Below are 22,527 nucleotides of genomic sequence, written 5' to 3' on the forward strand. Positions count from 1 at the left end.
ACCGTCCCCGAACACACCTCTTGCTTCATGCCAATCTCTTGCCGGGACAGGCATTCGTTCAATTTGGTCAGCTTTCTCCTCAATAAGCGAGGACAATAATCGTGAACAGCCCCTGATTAACCACAGGTGGTTGCGGGCGGAGAAAAATCGTTAGGCAAGCTCAGCCGCCGATGCGCGACATCCGGCCGTGGCAGTCGGAGCCGGTACGCTGCATCCGCTCCTCCAGTTGGTGGCCGCGCGGTTTATTGCGAATGGCGGTGAGCATGGCTTCGCGGATGGATTCGTAGGTCGGCTGGTTGCGCAGCACCGAGCGGAGGTCGACTTCCTCGTCGTGGAGCAGACAGGAACGCAGCGCGCCCGCCGAGGTCAGGCGCAACCGGTTGCAACGGTTACAGAAATGATGACTGAGCGGGCTGATGAAACCCAGCGAGCCGGCCGCGTCCGCGCCCAGCCGGAACACCTTGGCCGGGCCGTCGTTGCGCCCCTTTTCCAGGGGAATGAGTTCACCCAGGGTGGCGATGCGGGCCATGATTTCGTCGCTGCTGATGTAGGTATCGGCGTTCCAGCGGCTAGAGGCGCCGATGGGCATAAATTCGATGAACCGCACCTGCAGCGGCAACCGTTGCGACATCCGGGCAAAATCAAGGATTTCGTCGTCATTGATGTGACGCATGGCCACCATGTTGAGCTTCACCGGCGAAAATCCCAGGTCCAGCACGGTTTCAATTCCCCGCCAGACCGCGTCAAAACAGTCCGCCCCGGTGATCTCAGCCACCCGCTTCGGCAAGAGCGAATCAAGGCTGATGTTGACCTTGGTTACCCCGGCGTCGAGCAGTTCCTGGGCATGCTGGGCCAGCAACACGCCGTTGGTGGTGATGCGGACGTCGCCCAAACCCTCAATCCGGGTCAGTTCTCGAATAAAGTCCATCACATTGCGCCGCACCAGGGGTTCGCCGCCGGTGAGCCGCACCTTGGTGATGCCCATGGCCACCGCCACCCGCACCACCCGCAACAGCTCCTCGTAGGTCAGCAATTCGTTGTGCTGCAGCTTGGACAAACAGCCGGCGGACTCGTCCTCGGTGACGCAGTACATGCACTTCAGGTTGCAGCGATCAGTCAGGCTGAGACGCAAATAGGAAATGGATCGAGAAAATAAATCGGTGAGGCCATTTCCAACAGGCGGAAAACTGGAATTTTCTTGTATCATTGTGTATGTTGCTCGCGACAGAGATGAGGTTGCCTTCGGAATTCGGGCGAAAAGCAACCAGCGACTGACGCCTACAGATACCACCGAAGAGGACTGATTGCAACCGGCGGCCCATGCTCATCCTTGCTATTGAAAGCTCCTGCGACGATACGGCGGCGGCCGTCCTGGAACCCGAGAACCGGGTCCTTTCCTCGATCATCAGCAGCCAAAACGAAATTCACGCCCGGTTCGGCGGCATTGTTCCGGAGCTGGCCTCGCGTCGCCACATCGAAATGATCCGCCCGGTGGTTGACCAGGCCCTGAGCGAAGCCGGGGTCAGTCTCGACGAGATTGATCTCATCGCCGCCACCCAGGGGCCAGGGCTGGTCGGCTCGCTGCTGGTTGGCTTTACCTTTGCCAAATCTCTGGCTCTGGTGCGCGGCCTGCCCTGCGTCGGGGTCGACCACATGGTCGGGCATCTCCTTTCCTGTCTACTCGAACCCGAGCCGCCCGATTTCCCCTACACCGCCCTGATCGTCTCCGGCGGCAACACCTCGCTGTTTGCGGTCAACGATCCGGTCACCTTCACCCGGCTTGGCCGCACCCGCGACGACGCGGCCGGCGAGGCCTTTGACAAGGTGGCCAAGCTGCTGGGTCTGGGCTATCCCGGCGGCCCGGTGATCAGCCGACTGGCCGCCGACGGCAACCCCAAGGCTATCGCCTTTCCCCGCGCCCGTTTGGGCGAACACAGCCTTGATTTCAGCTTCAGCGGCCTCAAGACCTCGGTGGCCAGCTACGTGGCCAGCCAACGCCGGGCAGGCCAGACCATCGCCGTGGCCGACGTCTGCGCCTCGTTTCAGGAAGCGGTGGTCGAGGTCCTGGTCGACAAAACCCTGGCCGCAGCCAAGCAGACCGGCCACCAACGCGTGGTCATTGGCGGCGGCGTGGCGGCCAATCCCCGGCTGCGCGCCGTGCTTGGCGAGCGCTGCGCGGCAACGGGTTTGCAGCTGTTCATGCCCTCGCCAGGGTTCTGCACCGACAACGCCGCCATGATCGCGGCGGCCGGCTATTACCAATTTCTTGGCGGCCGGCTGCTTGCCGCCGACGCCGACGCCTATTCCCGTTCACCGCTCAATTAACCCCCCTATGACCCACGAAAAAACCAAAAAGTTCCTCAAGCGCCAGGGCCTGGCTCCCCATAAAAAATTGGGCCAGAATTTTCTGGTGCACGAACGCACGCCCAAGCGGATTGTTGATCTCGCCGGGCTGCAGCCCGAGGATCGGGTGATCGAGGTGGGCGTGGGACTGGGCGCCCTCACCCGACCGCTGGCCGCAGCAGCCGCCAAGGTCATCGGCCTGGAAGCGGATTCGGGCATCATCCGCCTTCACGAGAAGCAGGGGGATCTGCCCGCCAATGTCGAGCTGGTCCACGCAGACGTGCTCAAGGTTGATTTCGCCTCCCTGATCGAACCGGGCGAGCGGCTGAAAATCGTTGCCAACCTGCCCTACTCGATCTCGACCCCCTTTCTTTTCCGTCTGATCGACCATGCCCATCTGATGGATTTTGCGGTGGTCATGCTGCAAAAAGAGGTGGCCCGTCGGCTGATGGCCGGCCCCAACAGCAAGGAATACGGCGCGCCCACGGTGCTGCTCGCCAGCTGCGCGGAGATCAGGTCGCTGCTTGCGGTCAATCCGGCGGAATTCCACCCCCGTCCCAAGGTCGACTCCCTGGTGGTGCGCATTGGCTTTTATCCGCAACCCGAGCGGGTGCGCGCCCTGGGTGATTTTGACCGCAAGCTGTTCTCCCGGATCGTGCACGCCGCCTTTGGCCAGCGCCGCAAGACCCTGCTCAACGGGCTGGACGGCGCAACCCGGATTCCCGATAAAAAAATGCTGGCCGAGGTCATCGCGTCGGCCGGCATCGCCCCGTCAACCCGGGCGGAAACCCTTGAATTGGAACAGTTTGTCCATTTGACCCGTGTAATCGACAAGGTCCTCTCTTCACTCCCCCAAAAAGCCGAGATACATCAGGAACCATGACCATGAGCGAACAGAAAGCCGCCCCGCCCCAGATCAGTCCCTATGTTTTCCCCGTCCTCCTCGCTGGTTTTGGCCTCTGGTGTTTCTACGACGGCTGGATCTCGGCGGATCCGGAAATGATGAAACATCAGCTGTTCAATCGCATTGCCAGTGGCGTTTTGCTGCTCTGGGCGGTGATCGACTTTATTCGCACCCACAAGCGGGAAAAGGCCTACGCCGCCGAGCAACACGATGCGGCGGAGCAGACTCCGCAGCAGCCTGAAGCCTGAGCTTGGCTTAAGAGCAGCGCCATGGTCGCCAACCGCCAACTGATTCTGCCCTATGCCGCCCCCTACCTGGCCTATGTAGGGATCGCCTCCATTCCCTCGACGTATCTGTCCACGGAACTCGGCTACCTGCTCCGACTGATCGCCGTTCCCTTGCTGCTGGCCTGGGCCTGGCGTTGGTACTGCCCGCTGCGGGGGCCGCGATCCGTGCGCGGCTCGGTCGGCGTTGGCGCGGTCGCCGGTCTGGTTGGGCTGGTGGTCTGGATTGCCCTGCTGACGCCCTTTGCCGCGCCCGCCGAAGCTCAGCATTGGACCTCCCAGGCCTTTCTCCTCCGGTTGCTCAGCGCCGGGCTGGTCGTGCCCATCTTTGAGGAACTGATGATGCGGGGGTTCATCTTCCGCCTGGCCCTGCAATGGGACAAGGCCCGGAAAGGCGGCGAGCCCGATCCGTTGCACACCGCGCTCGACCAACGCTCGGTGAGCGAGGTCTCCCCCGGGGCCTGGTCCTGGGCGGCGGTGGGCATCTCCATCCTGGCCTTCACCTCCGGTCACGCCATGCACGAATGGCCCGCCGCCCTGGCTTATGGGCTGCTCATGGCCGGGTTGTGGATCAACCGGAAGGATCTGATCGCCTGCATCACCGCCCATGCGGTCACCAACATCGCCCTGGCCTGCTTTGTCTACGCCACCGGTTTCTGGCAGTATTGGTAAAACACCGTCCAAGGCGGCTCGCTTTGCCGCCGCATCAAGGATGCGGCCCAGCCCCCAACGACAACCACCCACTTCGGAGAATTTCTGCGGCCCTATGAGTCTGAAACGCACCGCTCGCTTTTACTTTATCCGCTTTAAACGATTGCAGGGTTCAAGCCGCTCGCTGGCCATGGGCTCGGCCATCGGCGCCGCTGTCGGCGTCACGCCCACCCTGCCCCTGCACAACGTCATCATCCTAGCGATTACCCTGCCCCTGCGCGTCAATCCCATTGCCGGCATCCTCGCCGCCAACGTGGTCAGCAATCCGCTCACCTTTGTGCCCCAATACTACCTGGCCTGGAAAATCGGCGACTTTTTCCTGCCGGGCCGGCTCAGCTGGGAAAAAATCCTGAGCACGCTCAACCTGATCAAGACCGAGGGCATCATGGACAGCCTCCATGTCCTCCGCGCCATGGGCTGGGACGCGCTGCTGGTGATGCTGACCGGCGGCCTGACGCTGGCCGTGCCCACCGGCGTGCTCACCTATGTGCTGGTCTTTCGTTTTTTTGCCAGGGTTCGGGAAAAACGGCGGCAAAAACACCTGCTCAACCACAAAAGCGCCTGAACGTCCAGCATGCACAATTTCGTTTTCCACAACCCGACCAAGGTGCTGTTCGGCCGCGATACCATTCCCGCCATCGGTCCGGAAACCAAGGCCTGGGGCGGCAAGGCGCTGCTGGTCTACGGTCAGGGCAGCGTCAAGCGCAACGGGGTTTACGAGCAGGTGATCGCCAGCCTGCGGGAAGCCGGGGTCGAATGGATCGAACACGGCGGGGTGTGTTCCAACCCCCTGCTCTCCCATGTGCGCGAGGGCGTCCGACTGGCCAAGGCCAACCGCGTTGAGGCGATTGTTGCCGTGGGCGGCGGCTCGGTGGTCGACGCGGCCAAGGCCGTTGCCGCCGGGGCCGTTGTGGAGCACGATGTGTGGAAATTCTTCACCGGCAAAAAGGGGGTCAAGGCCACCCTGCCGGTGACCACCGTGCTTACTCTGGCCGCCTCGGGCTCGGAGATGAATTCGGGAATGGTGCTCACCAACGACGAAACCCGCGAGAAATTCGGGTTTGGTCATCGCCTCCTTTTCCCCAAGGTTTCGATCCTGGACCCGGAAACCACCTTCACCGTGCCGCCGGAGCACACGACCTACGGCGCGGTCGACGCCATCAGCCATGTCCTTGAGTTCTACCTGACCGCAAGCGACCCGGATTCCCCGGTGCAGGACCGGCTGATGGAAGGCTTGATCGAAAACGCCATGGCCGCCTGCGAACGCTGCCTGATTGATCCCCGCGACTACAACGGCCGCGCCAACCTGATGTGGACCGCCACCCTGGCTCTCAACGGTCTGACCGCAGCCGGACTGGGCCGGGTCGGTTTTCCCATGCACCTGATCGAGCACTCGCTCAGCGCCCTCTACAACGTGCCCCACGGCGCCGGACTGGCCGTGGTCATGCTCGGTTGGTTGCGCGCCCACCGCCAAAGCTTGGCCGAGCGGATCGCCGGGTTGGGACGACGGATTTTTCGGATCGCCGCCCAAGATTCGGTGGCTGCGGCCGACCAGACCATCGCCTGTCTGCAGGCATGGCTGCAGAGCGTCAAGGCCCCGATCACCCTGGAGCAACTGGGGATTCCGGTCGACGACATTCCGACCATCGCCGCCAACGCCAAAGGATTGGCGCGCATCTGGCGGTTGCAGGAATACACCCCGGAACGGATTGCCGCCGTCCTCCAGCTCTGCCGTTGACCGGCCCTGGGCGGCGGCGCCCCTGCCAGGGTCAGGTGAAAAATCGTTCTTTCTCCATGACATTCAACGGTTGATGCTGTAAATTGATGCAGTTTTGCAACCATTGATCCCTCAAGAGGCTCAAATCACACGATGAAGCGCGAAATCCCTGCCGGGCGGGCTGTTCCGGCGGATTGGCTGAGCAATTTCGACCGATACCTGATCAGCGAAGGAACGCACGAACGGGCCTATGAAAAAATGGGGGCCCATCTGGCGCGTTTCGACGGCGTCGACGGCGTGGTCTTTGCCGTCTGGGCGCCCAACGCCCGCCAGGTTGCGGTGGTCGGCGATTTCAACGACTGGAATTCCGGCCTCCATCCCATGCATTCCTCGAATGCCGGCATCTGGACCCTGTTCATTCCCGACCTGAGCGAGTTCTGCGTCTACAAATACCGCATCACCGCTCAAAATCACGAACAGTTCGACAAGGCCGACCCCTTTGGTTTTGCCATGGAGGAACGGCCGCGCACTGGTTCGGTGGTGGCCGACCTTGCCCGCCACCAATGGCGGGACGAGGCCTGGATCGCCGACCGGCCCCGCCGGCAGAGCCTGGACGCCCCCATCTCCATCTACGAGGTGCATCTCGGCTCCTGGCGCCGGGAAACAGACCCCGACTGGGGCCAGCGCTACCTCTCCTATCGGGAACTGGCCGCCACCCTCATCCCCTACGTCAAGGAGATGGGCTACACCCACATCGAATTGCTGCCCATTGCCGAATATCCCTTTGACGGCTCCTGGGGCTATCAGGTGCTGGGCTTTTTTGCCCCGACCTCCCGCTTTGGCTCCCCCGAAGATTTCATGTTCTTTGTCGACGAGTGCCACGCCGCCGGCCTGGGGGTGATTCTCGACTGGGTGCCGGCCCATTTCCCCAAGGACGGCGCCGGCCTCAACCTGTTCGACGGCACCCAGCTGTACGCCCACGCCAATCCCCTTCAGGGCGAGCACCAGGATTGGGGCACCCTGATTTTCAATTACAGCCGCAACGAAGTCCGCGCCTTTCTCATCTCCAACGCCCTGTTCTGGATCGATAAATACCATATCGACGGCCTCCGGGTCGATGCGGTCGCCTCCATGCTCTACCTCGATTACTCGCGGGAGGCAGGACAATGGGTACCCAACGAACACGGCGGCCGAGAAAATCTGGCCGCCATCAGTTTTCTGCGCAAGGTCAACGAGGTGCTGCACGGCATCTTCCCCGGCGTGCTCACCATTGCCGAGGAATCTACCTCCTGGCCGATGGTCAGTCGCCCCACCTACCTCGGCGGCCTGGGCTTCAGTCTCAAATGGAACATGGGCTGGATGCACGACACCCTGAGCTACATGGGCAAGGATCCCTTGTTCCGCCGGTTTCACCACCACCAGATGACCTTTGGCATGCTCTATGCCTTTCACGAAAATTTTGTCCTGCCGATCAGCCACGACGAGGTGGTGCACGGCAAAGGCTCGCTGCTGGGCAAGATGAGCGGCGACGAATGGCAAAAATTCGCCAACCTGCGCGCCTACCTGAGCTTCATGTGGGGTTACTCCGGCAAGAAACTGCTGTTCATGGGCTGCGAATTCGGCCAATGGCAGGAATGGAACCACGACACCGGCCTGGAATGGCAGGCCTTGGACGCTCCCCGCCACCAGGGGCTGCAACGGTTGGTGCGCGATCTCAACCAGGTCTATCGGCACGAACCGGCTCTGCATGAGGTTGATTTTGACTGGAGCGGCTTCCAGTGGATCGACGCCAACGACTCCGACAACTCGGTGCTGAGCTTCGTCCGCTACGCCAAGGATCCTGCGGACTTTGTGGTCGTGGTCTGCAACCTGACCCCGGTTGTTCGCCAGGGGTATTGCATCGGCGTGCCCAAGGCCGGGCCGTACCGAGAGTTGATCAATTCCGATCTGGAGATTTACGGCGGCAGCGGCGTTGGCAACGGTTCTGTCGTTGCCCTCAACCAGCCCTGTCACGCCTTTGGCGCCGCCCTGTCCCTGACGCTGCCGCCGCTGGCCGCGCTGATTCTGCAACCTTGTCCATAACGCTGCGTTCCGTTTCCCATAGATGACCTCAACCACATCACACACATTATGAAAATCCGTCTGATCCTACTCTCCATTGTCGGTGTTGCGGCATACATCGTGCTCGCCAACTTTAACAGCAAGATGATCAAGGAGGCCTCGGCGCCCGAGGAACACCGCCAGGCGGCGGCCTCGCAACCGCATCCGGCCGCCCCCACCGCCGTCGCCAAACCGGAGCCGGCGCACGTTGCCCCAGCCCCACAGCCGAAACCGGTTGCCGCTCCGGCCAAACCCGCTCAGGAGCCGCCGGCAGGCAAACAGCCTGAAGCCGCCAAGGAATCGACTCCGGAACCGGCCCCGGTGCAGTTGACGGTGCAGCCGCAGGCTGCCAATACGGATGAATTGCTGGCGCTACAGGCGGAAATAGCGCGCCGGGATCAACAGATTCGCCAGTTGCTCGAGGCCCAGGAATCCCTTGCCGGCAAGTACCAGCAGATGCTGGCCCAGAGCGAGTCGGGTTCGACAGACGCCGCCGCCAAAGCTCAGGCCTTGCAGGAGAGCGGCGAACAACTGGAGGCGCTGAACGCCGACAAAGCGCGTCTGGCCGACGAACTGGCCGCCGCGCGCACCGCCATGGCCCAACTCAACCAGGCCCTAGCCCAATTGAAGGCTGGCGAGAGCGAAAACCAACAGCTCCTCAAGGAAAAGGAGGCCCTGCTGGCAACCGCGCAACAGCAGGTCCGGGAACGACTTGCCGAGACCGAGACGCTGAAAACGCAGTTGGATGAAGCCGCAGGACGGCTGCAGGCCGCCAAGGCCGAGCAGGACAAGGCCCAGCAATTCATCGAGCAAAAAGAGGCCCTGGTGCAGAGCCTGCAGCAACAGGTTCAGGAGCAAGGCGGCGCAACCGACAAACTCAAAGCGCAGTTGCTTGAAAACGATAACCAACTGCAAATCGCCAAGGCCGAGCAAGACAAGGCCCAGCAATTCATCAAGGAAAAAGAGGCCCTGGTGCAGAGCCTGCAGCAACAGATTCAGGAGCAAGGCAACGCAACCGACAAACTCAAGGCGCAGTTGCTTGAAAACAACAACCAACTGCAAACCGCCAAGGCTGAACTGGCTGGCGCGCAGAGCAAGGCCGACGCTCTGACTCAGGCGGCGCTGGAAAAAGAACAGCAGGTCGCTGCCCTGGAAGCGCAGAAAAAAGCCCAGGAAACAGCCCTGCAGGAAAAATCTGCCGCCCTCAACGACGCCATCCACACCATTCAGGCGCTCAAACAGGAGGTGGCGGCGCTGCCCCAGGCCGTGGCCACGGTGCAAAATCTGTTGGATGAACGCAACAAGGAGTTCGAGCAACTCAAAAATGAGTCGACCGCCCGCATTGAGGAGTTGACCAAGCAGGCCGCTGATCTGGGCAAGGCCGACGAGCAATCCGCCCAGGCCCTGAACGCCGCGAAGAGCGAGGCGGCCGCAGCCCAGCAAAAGGTTGCGGAGCTTGAGGCTGCGCAGGCGCCGCTCCAGGCGGCCTTGGCTGAAGCCGAGAACAAACTGGCGGCCGCCTTGGAAAGCAAGAACACGCTGCAGAATCAGCTCAACGACAAGGAGGCTGCGGTCAGCGGTTCGCAGGCCCAGTTGAACGAACTCAGCGCCAAGGTTGCCGCGCTCAACGATGAAAAGCTCGGACTTGCGAGCCAGTTGGAAGCCATGCAGACGGATCAGAAAAGCCTGCTGGCCGTCAAGGCCTCCTTTGACGAGCAGGCGGCGGCCCTCGCCGCAGCCGAGGGCAAGTTGCAGGCCATGGCCGCCCTCCAGGCCAAAAACGAAGAGCTGACCAAATTTTTGGGAGAAAAGACCGCCGCCCTGGCCGAGGCCGCCAAGCAAGCCGAAGCATTGACCGCGCTGCAGACCAAATTCAACGAAGTGTCCGCGCAGGCCGACGCCGGCGCCGCCGCAGGCAAACAGCTGGAAACCGAGAAATCTGATCTGGCCGGCCAGTTGGCTGCAGCCCAGGCCCAGGTGCAAGAGATCGACGGGTTGAAGAAAGCCCTGGATGAAAAGAGCAACGCCCTGGCGCTGACCGAGTCCAAGATCAAGGAGCTGGCCGGCGTTGGCGCGCAGATGGCCGCTTTGGAAGCGAAACTGACCGAAACCCAGACCGCCAAGCAGGCGCTTGAGCAACGGGCGACAACCACCGAGGCCTCCTTGAAAAGCCAGGCCGAGTCGCTGGCCGCAGCCAACGGCAAGCTCAAGGGCCTGGAGAGCGAACTCGCCGCCGCCAAAAATCAGGTTAAGGAGCTGATGGACAAAAACCATCTGCAGCAGCAACAGGACCTCATCCCTAACCTTAACCAGCAGATCGCCACCCTGCGCGATCAGGTCGCTCAGATGGAGACCGCCTCAAGTCTGACGGAAAAGAGCGCGGCCGAGGCAGCCGCAGCGGCCAAAACCCTGCAGGCGGAAAAAGAGGCGCTGCAGCAGGCGCTCAACGCCAGCCAAACCACCGCCAGCGACCTGCAGAAACAACTGGAGCAGGCTAAGCCGCAGCAGCCCGCAGCGCCGACCCAGCCGACGGCCGCAGCCCCAACCGCTGCTGCCCCGGCGCCTGCTGATCACGACAAGGACGGCGTTGCCGACGCGATGGATCTCTGCGCCAACTCCGCAGCCGGCAGCTCGGTCAACGGCTTGGGATGCCCGGCGGGCAAAGGGATCATCCTTGAGGGGGTCAATTTCAAATCCGGCACGGCCGTGCTCGCGCCGGAATCGCAGAAAAAACTCGACGCCGTCGCCGCTGCCCTGGCCCAGGCGCCGCTGCTGAATATTGAAGTGGCCGGCTACACCGATGCCGCCGGCGACCCTCAACGCAATCTGGAACTGAGCGCCCAGCGTTCCCAGGCCGTGGTCAAATACCTGAGCGGCAAAGGGGTGACCAGCACGCTTACCGCCAAAGGCTATGGCAAAGAAAATCCCATTGCCGACAACGCCACCGCAGCCGGCAAACAAAAGAACCGCAGGGTGGAGTTGCACCCGCTGGCGCCGTAAGCCGCGCGCCCATTGTCGCAATTACGGCAATTACGGCCGACACACCAAACAAACAAAAAGCCCCGCACTTGCAGAAGTGCGGGTTTTTTTTTATGGTCGAGCCCTTCGATGGAAAACATTGACGGCAACCGCTCAGTACAGCGGCGCCGTCCCAACCGCGCTTTGTCGGTTACATAAATTCGACCAGCACCAGGTTGATCAAGCCCAGGAAAAAACCCAGGATCGCGCCGAACAGGTTGATATATTTAAACTGTTCCTCCATGATCGACAGCAACAGCCGCTCCAGTTGCAGCAAATCAAGGGAATTGACTTTATCGGTCACCATCCGTTTGAGGTTGAGGGAATCGACCACCCCCGGCACCTCCTGCAGCAACATCCGGTTGGCGGCGAGAACGATGGAGTCGTTGACGGCGCGCCGAATGCCGTGGGGCACGAGGTTGTACAACATACCAATGGGACGGGCCAGCAGGGCGTCGACCATGGACTTGAGCAAGTCGTTGACCAGCCGTTCAGTCTTGCCCGACCGGAACAGGGCGATGCACTCGCCCACCAGGGTCTCCCGAATCTTGGCGCCGTTGTCGCCTGGGAAAAACTGCCGACCCAGATCGCCCAGCGACCGGCGACCGCCGTCCAGCAGATCCTCCATGCCGACATGGAGCAGGGCGCTCATGCCGATGCGGGTCCCCTCGCTCCTGAAGACCGCCAGCAACTGAACCGCGCAATCGCGGCAAATCGAATCCAGCCGCGCCTCGTCGACCCCGGCCAACAGCTCCGAGAGCGGCTTGTGGAGCAGACCGTCGACGCTCTCCACCAGCACCGCCGTCATTCGGCTCTGCACCTCGGGATTGCTCAGCCAGGCCGCCAGATCCTCTTCCTTTTCCTCCAGATAGGCAACCACCTTCTGCTCTAAGGTGTCGCGCTCGAGAAAGCCGCGGGCCATGGCCCCCACTGGGCCCATCGAATCAAGGAAGTGATCGACCCCGCCTAAAATGCCTTTGACCACCTGGGCGCGCAAGGTCGGTTCGGCCAACTGCGCCCCCAACCCTTGCAACAGCGAAGCGCCATGATCGCGAATCAGCCCCCTGACCAGGTCCGCCAACTGCACCGGCGCCAGATCGCCGAGCGTGCGCCCCTTGGCTGCGGATTGTCGCAGGCTGGCGGCGAGATAGTCGCCCAGCCAAGCCTCGGTTTGACTGCTCTGCAGTAGGTCCCGCAGCACTTCATCGACAAAGAGGTAGACTTCCCGGCGGTTTTCCGGGGCCAGCAGGGTGTTGAGCTCCCGATCCGCCAGGGCCTCAAGGCGGCTGTCGATCGAGGCGGTCAGCTTCGCCTCAAAGGCGTCGCTGGCCAGGTAGCGGTTGACGCCGTCGCCCAACTGGTATTTCAAAGTGTTGACCCCGACCTTGAAATAGGCCTTGAAGCGCCGGGGAACGACCGTTGGCAGGGAGCCGAGATCCTGTTTAAGGAACTCCTGAACCTTGCGGTCGACCAGGGCGGCCATGTGTTCCTGAAACGGCTCTTCGGAGATGGCGGCGCCGATGTCCTTGCTGGTCAGGAGATGACGCCCCACCATTTCGCCAATGTTCTCGGCCAGGGCGTGGCGCTTGGCCGGGATGACGCCGGGAGTCATGGGCACCTGGACGCCAAACAGATGCCAGGGCTCCAGGGGGCGAAACAGCATGCGGATGGCGATCTTGTTGGTCAGATAACCGATAAAGGCGCCGATGCACGGATGAGCCAGGGCGCTGAACAGGGAAGAATCAAAGGCAAGCACAGTGGTTGACCTGAAGGATGAATATTATGGGGAGGAAAGCAGGGACACAAGTTCTTCGGGACGGCTGATCAGTCGCCAGGCGCCGGCTTGGCGGAGTTCGTCGGCGCCGCGAAAGCCCCACAGCACGCCGACTGCGTCCATGCCGGCAGCCACCGCGGTGCGCATGTCAACAGCGGTGTCGCCGACGTAGAGAATTTCGGCGGGCCCCAGGCCGAGCCGGGCGGCAACTTCAAACGCCCCGGCCGGATCCGGCTTTTTCGCCACGCCGGGCCGTTGCCCCAAAAGCGGATCAAAGCGCCATTGCGGCAGCAACTGCTCCACGCAGAGCCGGGTAAAGGCGTCGGGTTTGTTGGACAGGATGGAGAGCCGTAGGTTTGCTGCGATCAACTGGTCGAGCATCGCCGGGACGCCCGCATAGGGCGCGCTGCGGTCATTCCAGTTGTTGGCGTACTCGGTTTGAAAGGCCGCGACCGTGGCCGCAATGGTCTCGGGAGAACGCAGCGAGGCGGGCAGTATCCGTTCCGCCAGGACAGTGATGCCGTCGCCGACAAAATAGCGATAGGCGTCCACCGGATGCACCGGCAGCCCCTGAGCGTCGAGAACCCGGTTGGCCGCCGCGGCCAGGTCGTCCAGGGTGTCGAGCAGGGTTCCGTCCAGATCAAACAGCACAGCCTTGTAACCCACAGCACCTCTCCTTTCCTTCATAATCTTGCCGAATGCCTCCGACGCCTCCGCCGCCCCACCCTGATGCGGCCGGCCAACTATACCCAGGCGCGCCGTGAGGAGCAAACCCTTTTATGGTCGCGCCGGCCCTGAAAAAACGCGCTGCTCCAGCCAGAGCCGGCTTTTCTCATATACAAGCAGGCAAGAACGCTATAGACTTGAAAAAATGAATCTTTTAAAATATATACCTATGCTGGCAGCTGCTCCGACGCCAAGCCCCGGCGCCGCGTGCGGTCCAACCGCCCAACTCTTTCTTTCTCCACTGCAACAACGAGCCCATGAGCATGGACACCTCTCCACCCGAAGCGATGATCGACCTGATCAAGGTCAGCAAGATCTATCCCCCCGAAGTGCAGGCGATCACTGACATCTCCCTGACGGTCAACCGGGGTGAGCTCCTTTTTCTCACCGGCATGAGCGGCGCCGGCAAGACCACCCTGCTCCGTCTGATCAGCCGGATGGAAAAACCGAGCAAGGGGATGATCGACGTGGCAGGCATGGACGTGGCCAAGTTGCCGCAGTGCAAGATCCATCTGCTCCGACGCAAGATCGGCATGGCCTACCAGGATTTCAAGCTCCTGCCCGAGCGGACCGTGGCCGACAACATCGCCATTGCCATGGAGGTTGTCTATCGGCCCAAATCCTCGATTGAAAAACGGACCCGCGACCTGCTGGAGCAACTCAATCTGACCCAAAAATACACCGCCCGCGCCGGCGAACTGTCCCGGGGCGAACAGCAGCGGGTCGCCATTGCCCGGGCCGTGGCCAACTGGCCGGAGATCATCCTCGCCGACGAGCCGACCGGCAACCTCGACGCCGACACCACCGCCAGGGTCATGGACCTCCTGCACCGGCACAACCGCAAAGGCGCCACCATCCTTATCGCCACCCACGACAAGACCCTGTATCAGCAGGACACCCACCGGGTGATTGAACTGAGCTTCGGTCGCATGCGCGCGCCGCAGGCCGAAATGCCGGACGCCGACGACGCATACGGCGAATTCATCCCCCCTGTTTCCGAGGTCTGACCGATGCGTTTTTTCACCGTGATGCTCCGCCACACCTGCCGCAACATGCTGCTGACCTGGAAATCGCAGGGCATGACCCTGTTCACCGTTTCCCTGTCGGTGCTGATCTTCTCCTTTTTCTACCTGATCTACGCCAACGCCCTCCACCTCGGCGCGGCGCTGGACGACGACCTGCGCCTGATTGTGTACCTCGACGAGGAACCGCCGCCGCCGATGCAGGAGGAGTACCGGCGCAAGATCCTCAAGTTCGACCAGGTTGAACGGATCGAATTTGTCGACAGCGCCCAGGCCTTCAAACGCTTTGAACAGCAACTGGGCGACAACCGCGACGTGCTGGGCGGCGTGCCCGCCGATTTCCTGCCGCCCTCGATCGAAGTCTATCCGATCCGATCCATGGACAGCCTGTCGCGAATCAAACGGTTTTCCGACTACCTGCAAACACTGCCGGGCGTGCTCAAGGTGCAATACGGCAAGGAGTGGATCGAACGTTTTTATTCCTTCATCCAGCTGATGCGGGTGGTGATCATCCTCTCCGGCTCGCTGCTGATCATGACCACCACCTTCATGGTCGCCCACACCATCCGCCTGACCCTGCTGTCGCGGCAGCAGGAATTGGAACTGTTGCGCCTGGTGGGCGCCACCAACAACTACATCCGCACTCCTTTTCTGCTTGAGGGCGCGCTCCAGGGATTGCTGGGCGCGGGCAGCGGCATGGCCGCCCTGCTGCTGCTGTTCAACTGGATCAAGCTGCAGTTCGCCGGCCCGGCAACCAGCAGCCTGCTGCCGTTTACCTTCTTCTCCTGGCCGGTGGTGCTCCTGATCGTCGGTTTGGCCACCCTGCTCTGCGTGATCGGCAGTTTTTCGGCCATCAGAAGGTTTCTTCAACTCTAAACCCTGCCATGAACCTGCCTGCCGTCGCCTTAATCCTCCTGCTCCCTCTGCTGACGCCCTATTCCTGCCCCGCGGAACCGGCGGAGAGCTCACAGATGAGTTCCGTCACCATCGGCAAGCTCCAATTTGGCATCAAAAATCAGGAACGGTTGGTGGATCAAAGCACCCAGGAGGAACATTCCCTGCTGGACCAACTGCAACAGTTGGACGACAACATTGCCGCGCACCAAGGAAAAATTGACGTGCTCAAGGGAAAAATTCAGGCCCAGGAGCAGATCATTGCGGCCAAAGACCAGGAACTGGCGAACATTGCCAAAAAAAACGAGGCGCTGCGCCAGCACTTGGTCAAACGACTCAAGGCCTTTTACGTCATGGGCAAGACCGGTTTTCTCAACGTCACCTTTTCCGGCAAAACCCTGCCCGATCTCGTCCTGACTCAGGAGGCCTTTCACTCGCTGGTTTCCTACGATCAAGCGCTCTTCAAAGCCTACCGGGAAAGCGTCGAGGCAATCGAACGGATCAGGCAGGCCGATCAACTGGAGAAATCGGTGCTGGAAAATTTCCTGGCCGACGCCGCCAGAGAGAGCGAGGCGCTCAAACAGGCGGCCGACGAAAAAAACAGCCTCCTGAAACAGGTGCAGACGCAGAAAGGGCTGTACACGCAGGCCCTGAAAGAAATGCGCAAAGCAGAAGACAAACTGACGGCGGCCCTGAGCTCGGCCAGCGGCGCTCAGTCGACCCAGGAACGAGGATTTGCGCTGGCCAAGGGCAAGCTGCCGCCGCCGGTCTGGGGCGAGGTGACCAGCCGGTTCCACGATCCCGCAGGCGACGACGACCCGGCCCTGACCAACGGCCTCTCGATCAAAACCCAAGAACGGGCCGACGTGTACGCCGTGTACGGTGGGACGGTCCTCTTTGCCGGTTCCATGCGCGGTTACGGCAAGCTGGTCATCATTGAACACGACCGCCAATACCACACAGTCACCGCCCGGTTGGGCGAAATCGCGGTGCGCGAGGGCGACGTGGTCAAACAGGGGCAGGTGATCGGCGGGACCGGAGAAACAGCCGCGCTGTTCGGACGCGGCCTCTATTTTGAAATCCGCAGCGGCGCCCAGGCCGAAGATCCCCTCCGCTGGTTGCAGTCGGGGTCGCTCGTCCTGCCCTGATCGGTCCCGCCCGATCCCGCTGTTTTTCCGGCCCAGCGCGAATAACCGTTGCCGCCCCCATAAAATCCCGTTAAGTTGTGGAAACAAGTGGAGTTCGAGCCCCCCGCCCGTCGTGACCCGGCTGCCGCTTGCCGTGTTTTCCTTCTCCCAGGGACCCTCTTCATCTCATCTTCCCGGTTTTGCGACAGCCACATGAAACGCCCAATTCTCTTGTTGCTCACCTTGCTGTGTCTCTTCTGCCGTTCCGCATCCGCCGAAGAGGGCAAGCAGGAGCTCGACCTCTACAAAGATCTCGAAACCTTCGCCAATGTCCTGACCCTAATCCAGGAATATTACGTAGACGAAGTCGATTCCGGCAAGGTGATCAACGGCGCGATCAACGGCATGCTGAGCTCGCTCGATCCCCATTCGGCCTACATGACGCCCGAGGATTTCAAGGATCTTGAAGAGGAAACCTCGGGCAGCTTCACCGGCATCGGCGTTGAAATCTCGGTCCGCGACGGCGTGCTCACCGCAGTCGCCCCGATAGAGGGGGCTCCGGCGGACAAACAGGGAATCAAATCCGGCGACCAGATTGTCCGCATCAACGGCGAGCTGACCAAAACCATGACCCTGATGGAGGCGGTCAAAAAACTGCGTGGAGCAAAGGGCACCGCAGTGACCATCACCGTGCATCGCCAAGAATGGAAGGAACCGAGGGATTTCAGTATAATTCGCGAGGCCATCCCCCTGCTTTCGGTGAAAACCATGGAACTGGAGCCCGGCTTTGCGGTTGTCCGGGTGTCCAATTTTCAGGCGTCCACCACCAAGGACCTGCAAGGGGCCTTAAAAAATCTCAGAAAGAAGCAGAGCCTGCGCGGCCTGATCCTGGACCTGCGCAACAATCCCGGCGGTCTGCTCGACCAGGCGGTCAAGGTCGCGGACATCTTCCTGGACAAGGGCGTCATCGTTTCCACCCGAGGCCGGCAAAAAGAAGAACAGATGGTGTTTGAGGCCCATCAGGACGGCGGCCAGAACGATTTCCCCATGGTTGTCGTGGTCAACGGCGGTTCCGCCAGCGGTTCGGAAATTGTCGCCGGCGCCCTCCAGGACCATAAACGGGCGATCATTCTCGGCGCCACCACCTTTGGCAAAGGCTCGGTGCAGACCATCCTGCCCCTGCCCGAAGGCGCCGGCCTCCGCCTGACCACCGCCAAATACTACACCCCCAGTGGCGCCTCAATCCAGGCCACCGGCATCAAGCCCGACATGATCGTGCCGCTCAATGCCACCATCGACGCCAAGGCCGATCCCGCCTCTCCCTCACAGACCATTCGCGAAAAAGACCTGCCCGGTCATCTGAAAAACGAGGCTGAACAGCCAACGCCTGTGGCCGCCAAGGGAAAAGAGAAGGAAGAGGAACGCGGGGATCAGGAGGCGAATTTCGAGAAGATCGAAGACATCCAGCAGATCGCCAAACGACTGGAGCAGGACAACCAGCTGCGCACCGCCCTGATCATCCTCAAAAGCTTGCACCTCGCCGCCGATCAGCGCAAATCCAAGAAATAACCGCCGCGCAACATGTGCCGCCCTACAGACGACAGGCGGTTGCTCCAATCCAATCCCTTCAGGCCAATCCCAGCTCTTTGAGAAAATGGGGATTGCCGGTCCAGTTTTTCCTGACCTTGATCCAGAGATGCAGCCGCGCCCGGCAACCGAGCAGATGCTCGATGTCGGCGACGGCGCTCTTGCGGATGGCCGCCAGCATGCTCCCTTTCTGCCCCACCAGGATACCCTTCTGCGAATTCCGCTCCACCAGGATAGTCGCCTGAATGACCACCGGGTCGCCCTCTTCAAAGGCGTCGATCATCACTGCGGTTGAATAGGGAACCTCGTCGCGGGTGAGCAAAAAGATCTTTTCGCGGATAATCTCGGCGGCAATAAAACGCTCGGTGGCGTCGGTGGGCACGTCGTCCGGATAATACTGTGGACCTTCGGGAAGATGGTTGACCAGCTCGCCGGTCAGCACGTCCACCCCCGCGCCGTTGAGGGCGGAGATGGGAACAATGGCGGCAAACGAATGCAGGGACTGACACCAGTCCATCACCGGCAGCAACTGTTCGGGCGGCAACAGATCCATCTTGTTCAGGGCCAGCACCACCGGACAGCGGACCTGGGCCAGGTAGCCGCTGTATTCTGCAGCCCGTTTTTCCAGCTTTTTTAAAGATTTCGGCATGTCGGCGCTGTCGACCAGAAAAAGGACCACATCGGCCTCGGCCAAACTTTCCATGGCCACCCGCACCATTTGTCGGTTCATCTCCTCCTGGGCGTCGTGCAAGCCCGGGGTGTCCAGCAGGATCATCTGGTAGGACTCGCCGGTGACAATGCCCATGATCCGGTTGCGCGTGGTCTGCGGCTTGGGGGTGACAATGGCAATTTTCTGTTGGAGCAGGTGATTGAGGAGGGTCGATTTGCCGGCGTTGGGCGGGCCAATGATGGCCGCGACGCCGGAACGATGGGGAGCGCTATTCAATGGTAGGATCCTTTCTGGCGGCAATAGGGGATAATTCCTGAAGAAAATAATGACAAAGAGGTCGAATCTTGCTATCCACTGTAGCTTACCATGACCCCTGAACTTCGCAACGTGTTAAACAGATGATCTCCCCCGGCAGCCTTATTGAATTTATCGACGGCGGCAGGTTCTACTGCGGTTTCGTCACCGGCCTTGCCGACAAAAAGATTCTCCTGCACAGCCAGAACGGCCGGGAAATCCATCTGCCGGAATCGCGGGTCCTGATCGTTTCGCGCCAGACCTATCCGCAACCGCCCAGCCGCGAGGCCCTGACCGCGCAGCTGCAACAGCGCAGCGCTGAGCGGACCGCGCTGGCGGAACGCGTCAATCTCGACGAACTGTGGCAGATTGTCTGCGAGGAAGCCGACAACGAATTCCAGCCCGATTTCCTGACGGAACTCCACTTCGGCGGCGCGGTCAACGACGACCAGCGAGCCGCCTTTCTGCGGGCGATCTTTGCCGATCCGCTCTTCTTCAAATTTAAAAACGGCCTGATTGCAACCCACAGCCCCGAGCAGGTGGAACAGTTACGCCTGCAGCGGCAACGGGAAGCGGAAAAGGCGCAGCTGCTCGATCAGGCGGCGGCCGGGCTGCACAGCATCATGCGCAATCTCCCGGTTTCCTCCGAGCAATGGCCGGATCGGGAGTGTTGCCTGCACTGGCTGAGCCAGTCGGTGCTCTTCGGCAGCGAATGCGCCGAGGACGAGTTCATCCGCCAGGTACTGAAAAAAGCGGGCCTCACCTCGCCCAACGCCGGATTTGAGCTGCTGGTGAAGGCCGGTTTCTGGGACGCGGACGAAAACCTGGCCCTGCTCCGCTCCGACCAGCCGGTCGAATTCTCCGAACCCTGCCAACAGCTTGCCGAAACGCTCCAGGAAGCGGAGCTTGCCGAGTTGCTCGCCGATCCCAAGCGCCGGGACCTGCGGGACCTCAACACCCTGACCATCGATGGGGCCTTCACCCGCGACTTCGACGACGCGGTCCACATCGCCCGCAAAGAAAACGGCCAAGTCGAGGTCGGCATTCACATCACCGACGTCAGTCACTATGTGCCGCTCAAGAGTCCGCTCTTTGCCGAGGCCAGGGAACGCGCAACCTCGATCTATTTCCCCGAGGGCCACATCCCAATGTTGCCCAAGAACCTGTCGCTGGACCTGTGCAGCCTGATCAAGGGCAAGATCCGGCCAACCATTAGTTTTCTGGTGACCTTGACCGCACAGGGCACGATTGTCCACAGCTCCATTGTGCCGGCGATCATCGAGGTCAAACGGCAGCTGAGCTACCGCGAGGCCGACGGCCTGATCGAACGCGATCCCGATCTGGCGGCGCTGAACGTGGTGCGCCAGCAGTTGCGCCAACAGCGGGTCGATCAGGGCGCGCTCCTGCTTTCCTTGCCCGACGTCAACATCGACATCCGCGACCGGCAGCACATCCAGGTCTATCTCTCGCCGGTGGACACGCCGTCCCGCAACCTGATCTCCGAGCTGATGATCCTGGCCAACGGCCTTGCCGCCTCGTACTTGGCGGAGCGGGAGGCCCCGGGCCTGTTCCGTTCGCAGCCGCCGCCGCGCAAACGGATCATTTCCGGAGCGCACAACAGCCTGACCGACATCGCCCACCAGCGCCGCTTTCTCTCCCGCGGCGAACTGACCGCGCACCCCAAGCCGCACAGCGGGCTCGGCCTCAACAGCTACACCACCATCACCTCGCCGATCCGCCGGTTTCTCGACTTGGCGATGCAGCATCAGCTCAGCCATATGATCCACGGCCGGGGCATTCTCTTTTCGGGCGAGGAATGCAAAACCTTTGCCGGCATTATCCAGCAAAAACTCGGCCGAGCCAACGCCATCCGCCAACAGCGTCACCGCTACTGGATTCTTCGCTATCTCGAAGCCAAAGAAGGACAACGGGTCAACGCCCTGGTGGTCGGCGTCGGGCCGAAGCGGGTCAACATGCTGCTCTGCGACTGCCTCTTTGACGTCGACCTGCCGCCCAATCCCGCCTTTCCGGTCGATCCCGGCGACACCGTGCGCATCCGGCTGGGTCGAGTGCGGCCGCTTGACAACATCCTCCGCGTCGAATGGTGACCGCCCTCACTCCTCCGGGGGCTCTTCCACCGCAAAGACCAGCGCCGCACCCGTGGACAGGGCTTCGGCCACCTTGCGACGGGCCGAGGTCAGCATCCGCTGGACCGTGCCGCGTGAAACCCCCATCCGCTCGCCGGCTTGGACCTGAAACAAGCCCTCGAAATCGCACAGCCGCAGCACCTCGAGTTCGTCCTCCTGGATCGCGATGTGACGCAACTCCTGCAGCGGCGTGCCCGAAGGCTTGTACGCCCGGCCGCAGAATTGCCCGCAACAGAGGCGTTTCTTTTTAGGACGCGGCGACATGGCGCGCTCCTGTTCGCGGCTCCCCCCGAACGGTTGCTTCATCAAGCGATCCGCCGCCCGCAACGGCCAGTCGCCAACGCCTTGCCGATCTCTTGGCCTCCCTGCTTCTGTTGCCTCTGCCCACGCGGTTTCTCCTTCAGTTCCAGGGTCATGATGTTCGTTCAAGGCGTGCAAAATAAACCAGTTTCACCAAGAGTGCAACGGCCCGTGCGCCCGCCAGCCAACCGCTTCCCCTGATCGGCCGCTCGCAAGTCATGGACAAAAGAGCATTGATCAGGTATATGCTCAGGGTATATTTTTCCAGCGTTCCAACTTACAGAGTGCGCCTTTGCCGCCTCTTTTGACATACAATGAAACGATTACACCTTCAACTCGCTTTTCTTTGCGGCTTTTTGCTGCTGATTCAGCCCTGCGCGCCGTTTGCCGCCAACGCCGCGACGCCTGAAATCAAAGACATCATCGTCACCACCTCGGATGTCGACCTCCTGCTCTTTGCCACGGTTAACAACGGTTTCACCCAGGAAATGCTCGACGGCGTAAAAACCGGCGTCCCGGTGGTGTTCACCTATCAGCTGGAACTGGTCAAGACCGGAGGCAATTGGCTGGACAGCTCCCTGATCGAATCCGCCGTGACCCATACCCTGACCTTTGATCCCAACCAGCAGGAATACCGAATCGCCTTTTCCGACCAGGACAACAAAGTGATAACCACCAAGGACGTCGAGCAGGCCAAACAGTTGATGGCCGAACTCAACGGCGTCAGAGTGATCCCCCTGGCCCAGCTGATCCCCGACGCCCCCTATGCCATCCACTTCAAGGTAACCCTGAAAAAAGGCGCGCTGCCGCTCGGCATGCATCGCATCCTGCCCTTCTCGTCGCTGTGGGACTTTGAAACCGACTGGCGGACCATCGAGTTCAGGTACTGACCGCGCCTCCCGAACACTG

The 22,527-nt window shown here is 61.3% G+C and carries 19 protein-coding genes; 14 read left to right on the top strand and 5 right to left on the bottom strand.

Annotated elements, in window-relative coordinates; translation table 11 throughout:
- Positions 1–160 precede the first annotated feature (160 nt).
- Complete coding sequence (gene moaA / locus RCH93_RS15690; RefSeq protein WP_306549366.1) at positions 161–1,207, bottom strand: GTP 3',8-cyclase MoaA; 1,047 nt, start codon at positions 1,205–1,207, stop codon at positions 161–163.
- Positions 1,208–1,320: 113 nt separating this feature from the next.
- Here moaA and tsaD point away from each other — a divergent pair, with 113 nt between their 5' ends.
- From tsaD to RCH93_RS15730, 8 genes are all read left to right on the top strand, one after another.
- Complete coding sequence (gene tsaD, locus RCH93_RS15695; protein ID WP_306549367.1) at positions 1,321–2,325, top strand: tRNA (adenosine(37)-N6)-threonylcarbamoyltransferase complex transferase subunit TsaD; 1,005 nt, start codon at positions 1,321–1,323, stop codon at positions 2,323–2,325.
- A 7-nt stretch (positions 2,326–2,332) separates the two neighbouring features.
- On the top strand, positions 2,333–3,226 hold the full coding sequence (rsmA, locus tag RCH93_RS15700) for a 16S rRNA (adenine(1518)-N(6)/adenine(1519)-N(6))-dimethyltransferase RsmA (RefSeq protein ID WP_306549368.1): 894 nt from the start codon (positions 2,333–2,335) through the stop codon (positions 3,224–3,226).
- A gap of 2 nt (positions 3,227–3,228) precedes the next feature.
- Positions 3,229–3,495, top strand: coding sequence for a hypothetical protein (locus RCH93_RS15705; protein ID WP_306549369.1), 267 nt, complete (start codon positions 3,229–3,231; stop codon positions 3,493–3,495).
- Positions 3,496–3,516: 21 nt separating this feature from the next.
- Positions 3,517–4,203: a type II CAAX prenyl endopeptidase Rce1 family protein gene (locus RCH93_RS15710; RefSeq protein WP_306549370.1), complete on the top strand. Its 687-nt coding sequence runs from the start codon at positions 3,517–3,519 to the stop codon at positions 4,201–4,203.
- Positions 4,204–4,297: 94 nt separating this feature from the next.
- A complete protein-coding gene (locus RCH93_RS15715) occupies positions 4,298–4,807 on the top strand; it encodes a DUF2062 domain-containing protein (RefSeq protein WP_306549371.1) in 510 nt (169 codons plus the stop codon).
- Between the two features lie 9 nt (positions 4,808–4,816).
- The gene (locus tag RCH93_RS15720) at positions 4,817–5,980 is read left to right on the top strand and encodes an iron-containing alcohol dehydrogenase (RefSeq protein WP_306549372.1); all 1,164 of its coding nucleotides are present in this window, start codon (positions 4,817–4,819) and stop codon (positions 5,978–5,980) included.
- Between the two features lie 132 nt (positions 5,981–6,112).
- The gene (gene glgB / locus RCH93_RS15725) at positions 6,113–8,041 is read left to right on the top strand and encodes a 1,4-alpha-glucan branching protein GlgB (RefSeq protein ID WP_306549373.1); all 1,929 of its coding nucleotides are present in this window, start codon (positions 6,113–6,115) and stop codon (positions 8,039–8,041) included.
- 48 nt (positions 8,042–8,089) lie between these two features.
- The gene (locus tag RCH93_RS15730; protein ID WP_306549374.1) at positions 8,090–11,059 is read left to right on the top strand and encodes an OmpA family protein; all 2,970 of its coding nucleotides are present in this window, start codon (positions 8,090–8,092) and stop codon (positions 11,057–11,059) included.
- A gap of 169 nt (positions 11,060–11,228) precedes the next feature.
- Here the strand turns inward: RCH93_RS15730 and RCH93_RS15735 are convergent, their stop codons facing one another.
- Positions 11,229–12,833, bottom strand: coding sequence for a DUF445 family protein (locus RCH93_RS15735; protein WP_306549375.1), 1,605 nt, complete (start codon positions 12,831–12,833; stop codon positions 11,229–11,231).
- A 24-nt stretch (positions 12,834–12,857) separates the two neighbouring features.
- Complete coding sequence (locus RCH93_RS15740) at positions 12,858–13,517, bottom strand: HAD family hydrolase (RefSeq protein WP_306549376.1); 660 nt, start codon at positions 13,515–13,517, stop codon at positions 12,858–12,860.
- Positions 13,518–13,840: 323 nt separating this feature from the next.
- Here RCH93_RS15740 and ftsE point away from each other — a divergent pair, with 323 nt between their 5' ends.
- The 4 genes from ftsE (at position 13,841) to RCH93_RS15760 (ending at position 18,189) form a co-directional block, all read left to right on the top strand.
- Entirely contained in the window at positions 13,841–14,584 is a 744-nt protein-coding gene (gene ftsE, locus RCH93_RS15745; protein ID WP_306549377.1) for a cell division ATP-binding protein FtsE, read from the top strand.
- A gap of 3 nt (positions 14,585–14,587) precedes the next feature.
- Positions 14,588–15,475 carry an ABC transporter permease gene (locus RCH93_RS15750; RefSeq protein WP_306549378.1) on the top strand — a complete coding sequence of 296 codons (888 nt, stop codon included), beginning with the start codon at positions 14,588–14,590 and terminating at the stop codon, positions 15,473–15,475.
- A gap of 95 nt (positions 15,476–15,570) precedes the next feature.
- Positions 15,571–16,641: a murein hydrolase activator EnvC gene (locus RCH93_RS15755; protein WP_306549379.1), complete on the top strand. Its 1,071-nt coding sequence runs from the start codon at positions 15,571–15,573 to the stop codon at positions 16,639–16,641.
- Positions 16,642–16,833: 192 nt separating this feature from the next.
- A complete protein-coding gene (locus tag RCH93_RS15760) occupies positions 16,834–18,189 on the top strand; it encodes a S41 family peptidase (protein WP_306549380.1) in 1,356 nt (451 codons plus the stop codon).
- A gap of 58 nt (positions 18,190–18,247) precedes the next feature.
- Here RCH93_RS15760 and era read toward each other — a convergent pair whose 3' ends face one another.
- The gene (era, locus tag RCH93_RS15765) at positions 18,248–19,153 is read right to left on the bottom strand and encodes a GTPase Era (protein WP_306549381.1); all 906 of its coding nucleotides are present in this window, start codon (positions 19,151–19,153) and stop codon (positions 18,248–18,250) included.
- Between the two features lie 122 nt (positions 19,154–19,275).
- On the opposite strand from era, the gene RCH93_RS15770 reads away from it, so the two are divergent.
- Positions 19,276–21,279: a ribonuclease catalytic domain-containing protein gene (locus RCH93_RS15770; RefSeq protein WP_306549382.1), complete on the top strand. Its 2,004-nt coding sequence runs from the start codon at positions 19,276–19,278 to the stop codon at positions 21,277–21,279.
- Between the two features lie 6 nt (positions 21,280–21,285).
- On the opposite strand, the gene RCH93_RS15775 is transcribed toward RCH93_RS15770, so the two are convergent.
- Positions 21,286–21,624: a DUF134 domain-containing protein gene (locus RCH93_RS15775; RefSeq protein ID WP_306549383.1), complete on the bottom strand. Its 339-nt coding sequence runs from the start codon at positions 21,622–21,624 to the stop codon at positions 21,286–21,288.
- Between the two features lie 308 nt (positions 21,625–21,932).
- On the opposite strand from RCH93_RS15775, the gene RCH93_RS15780 reads away from it, so the two are divergent.
- Entirely contained in the window at positions 21,933–22,508 is a 576-nt protein-coding gene (locus tag RCH93_RS15780; RefSeq protein WP_306549384.1) for a DUF4390 domain-containing protein, read from the top strand.
- The last annotated feature ends 19 nt before the right edge of the window (positions 22,509–22,527 follow it).

The organism is Desulfobulbus sp. (genome assembly GCF_030824455.1).
Classification (GTDB): Bacteria; Desulfobacterota; Desulfobulbia; order Desulfobulbales; family Desulfobulbaceae; genus Desulfobulbus.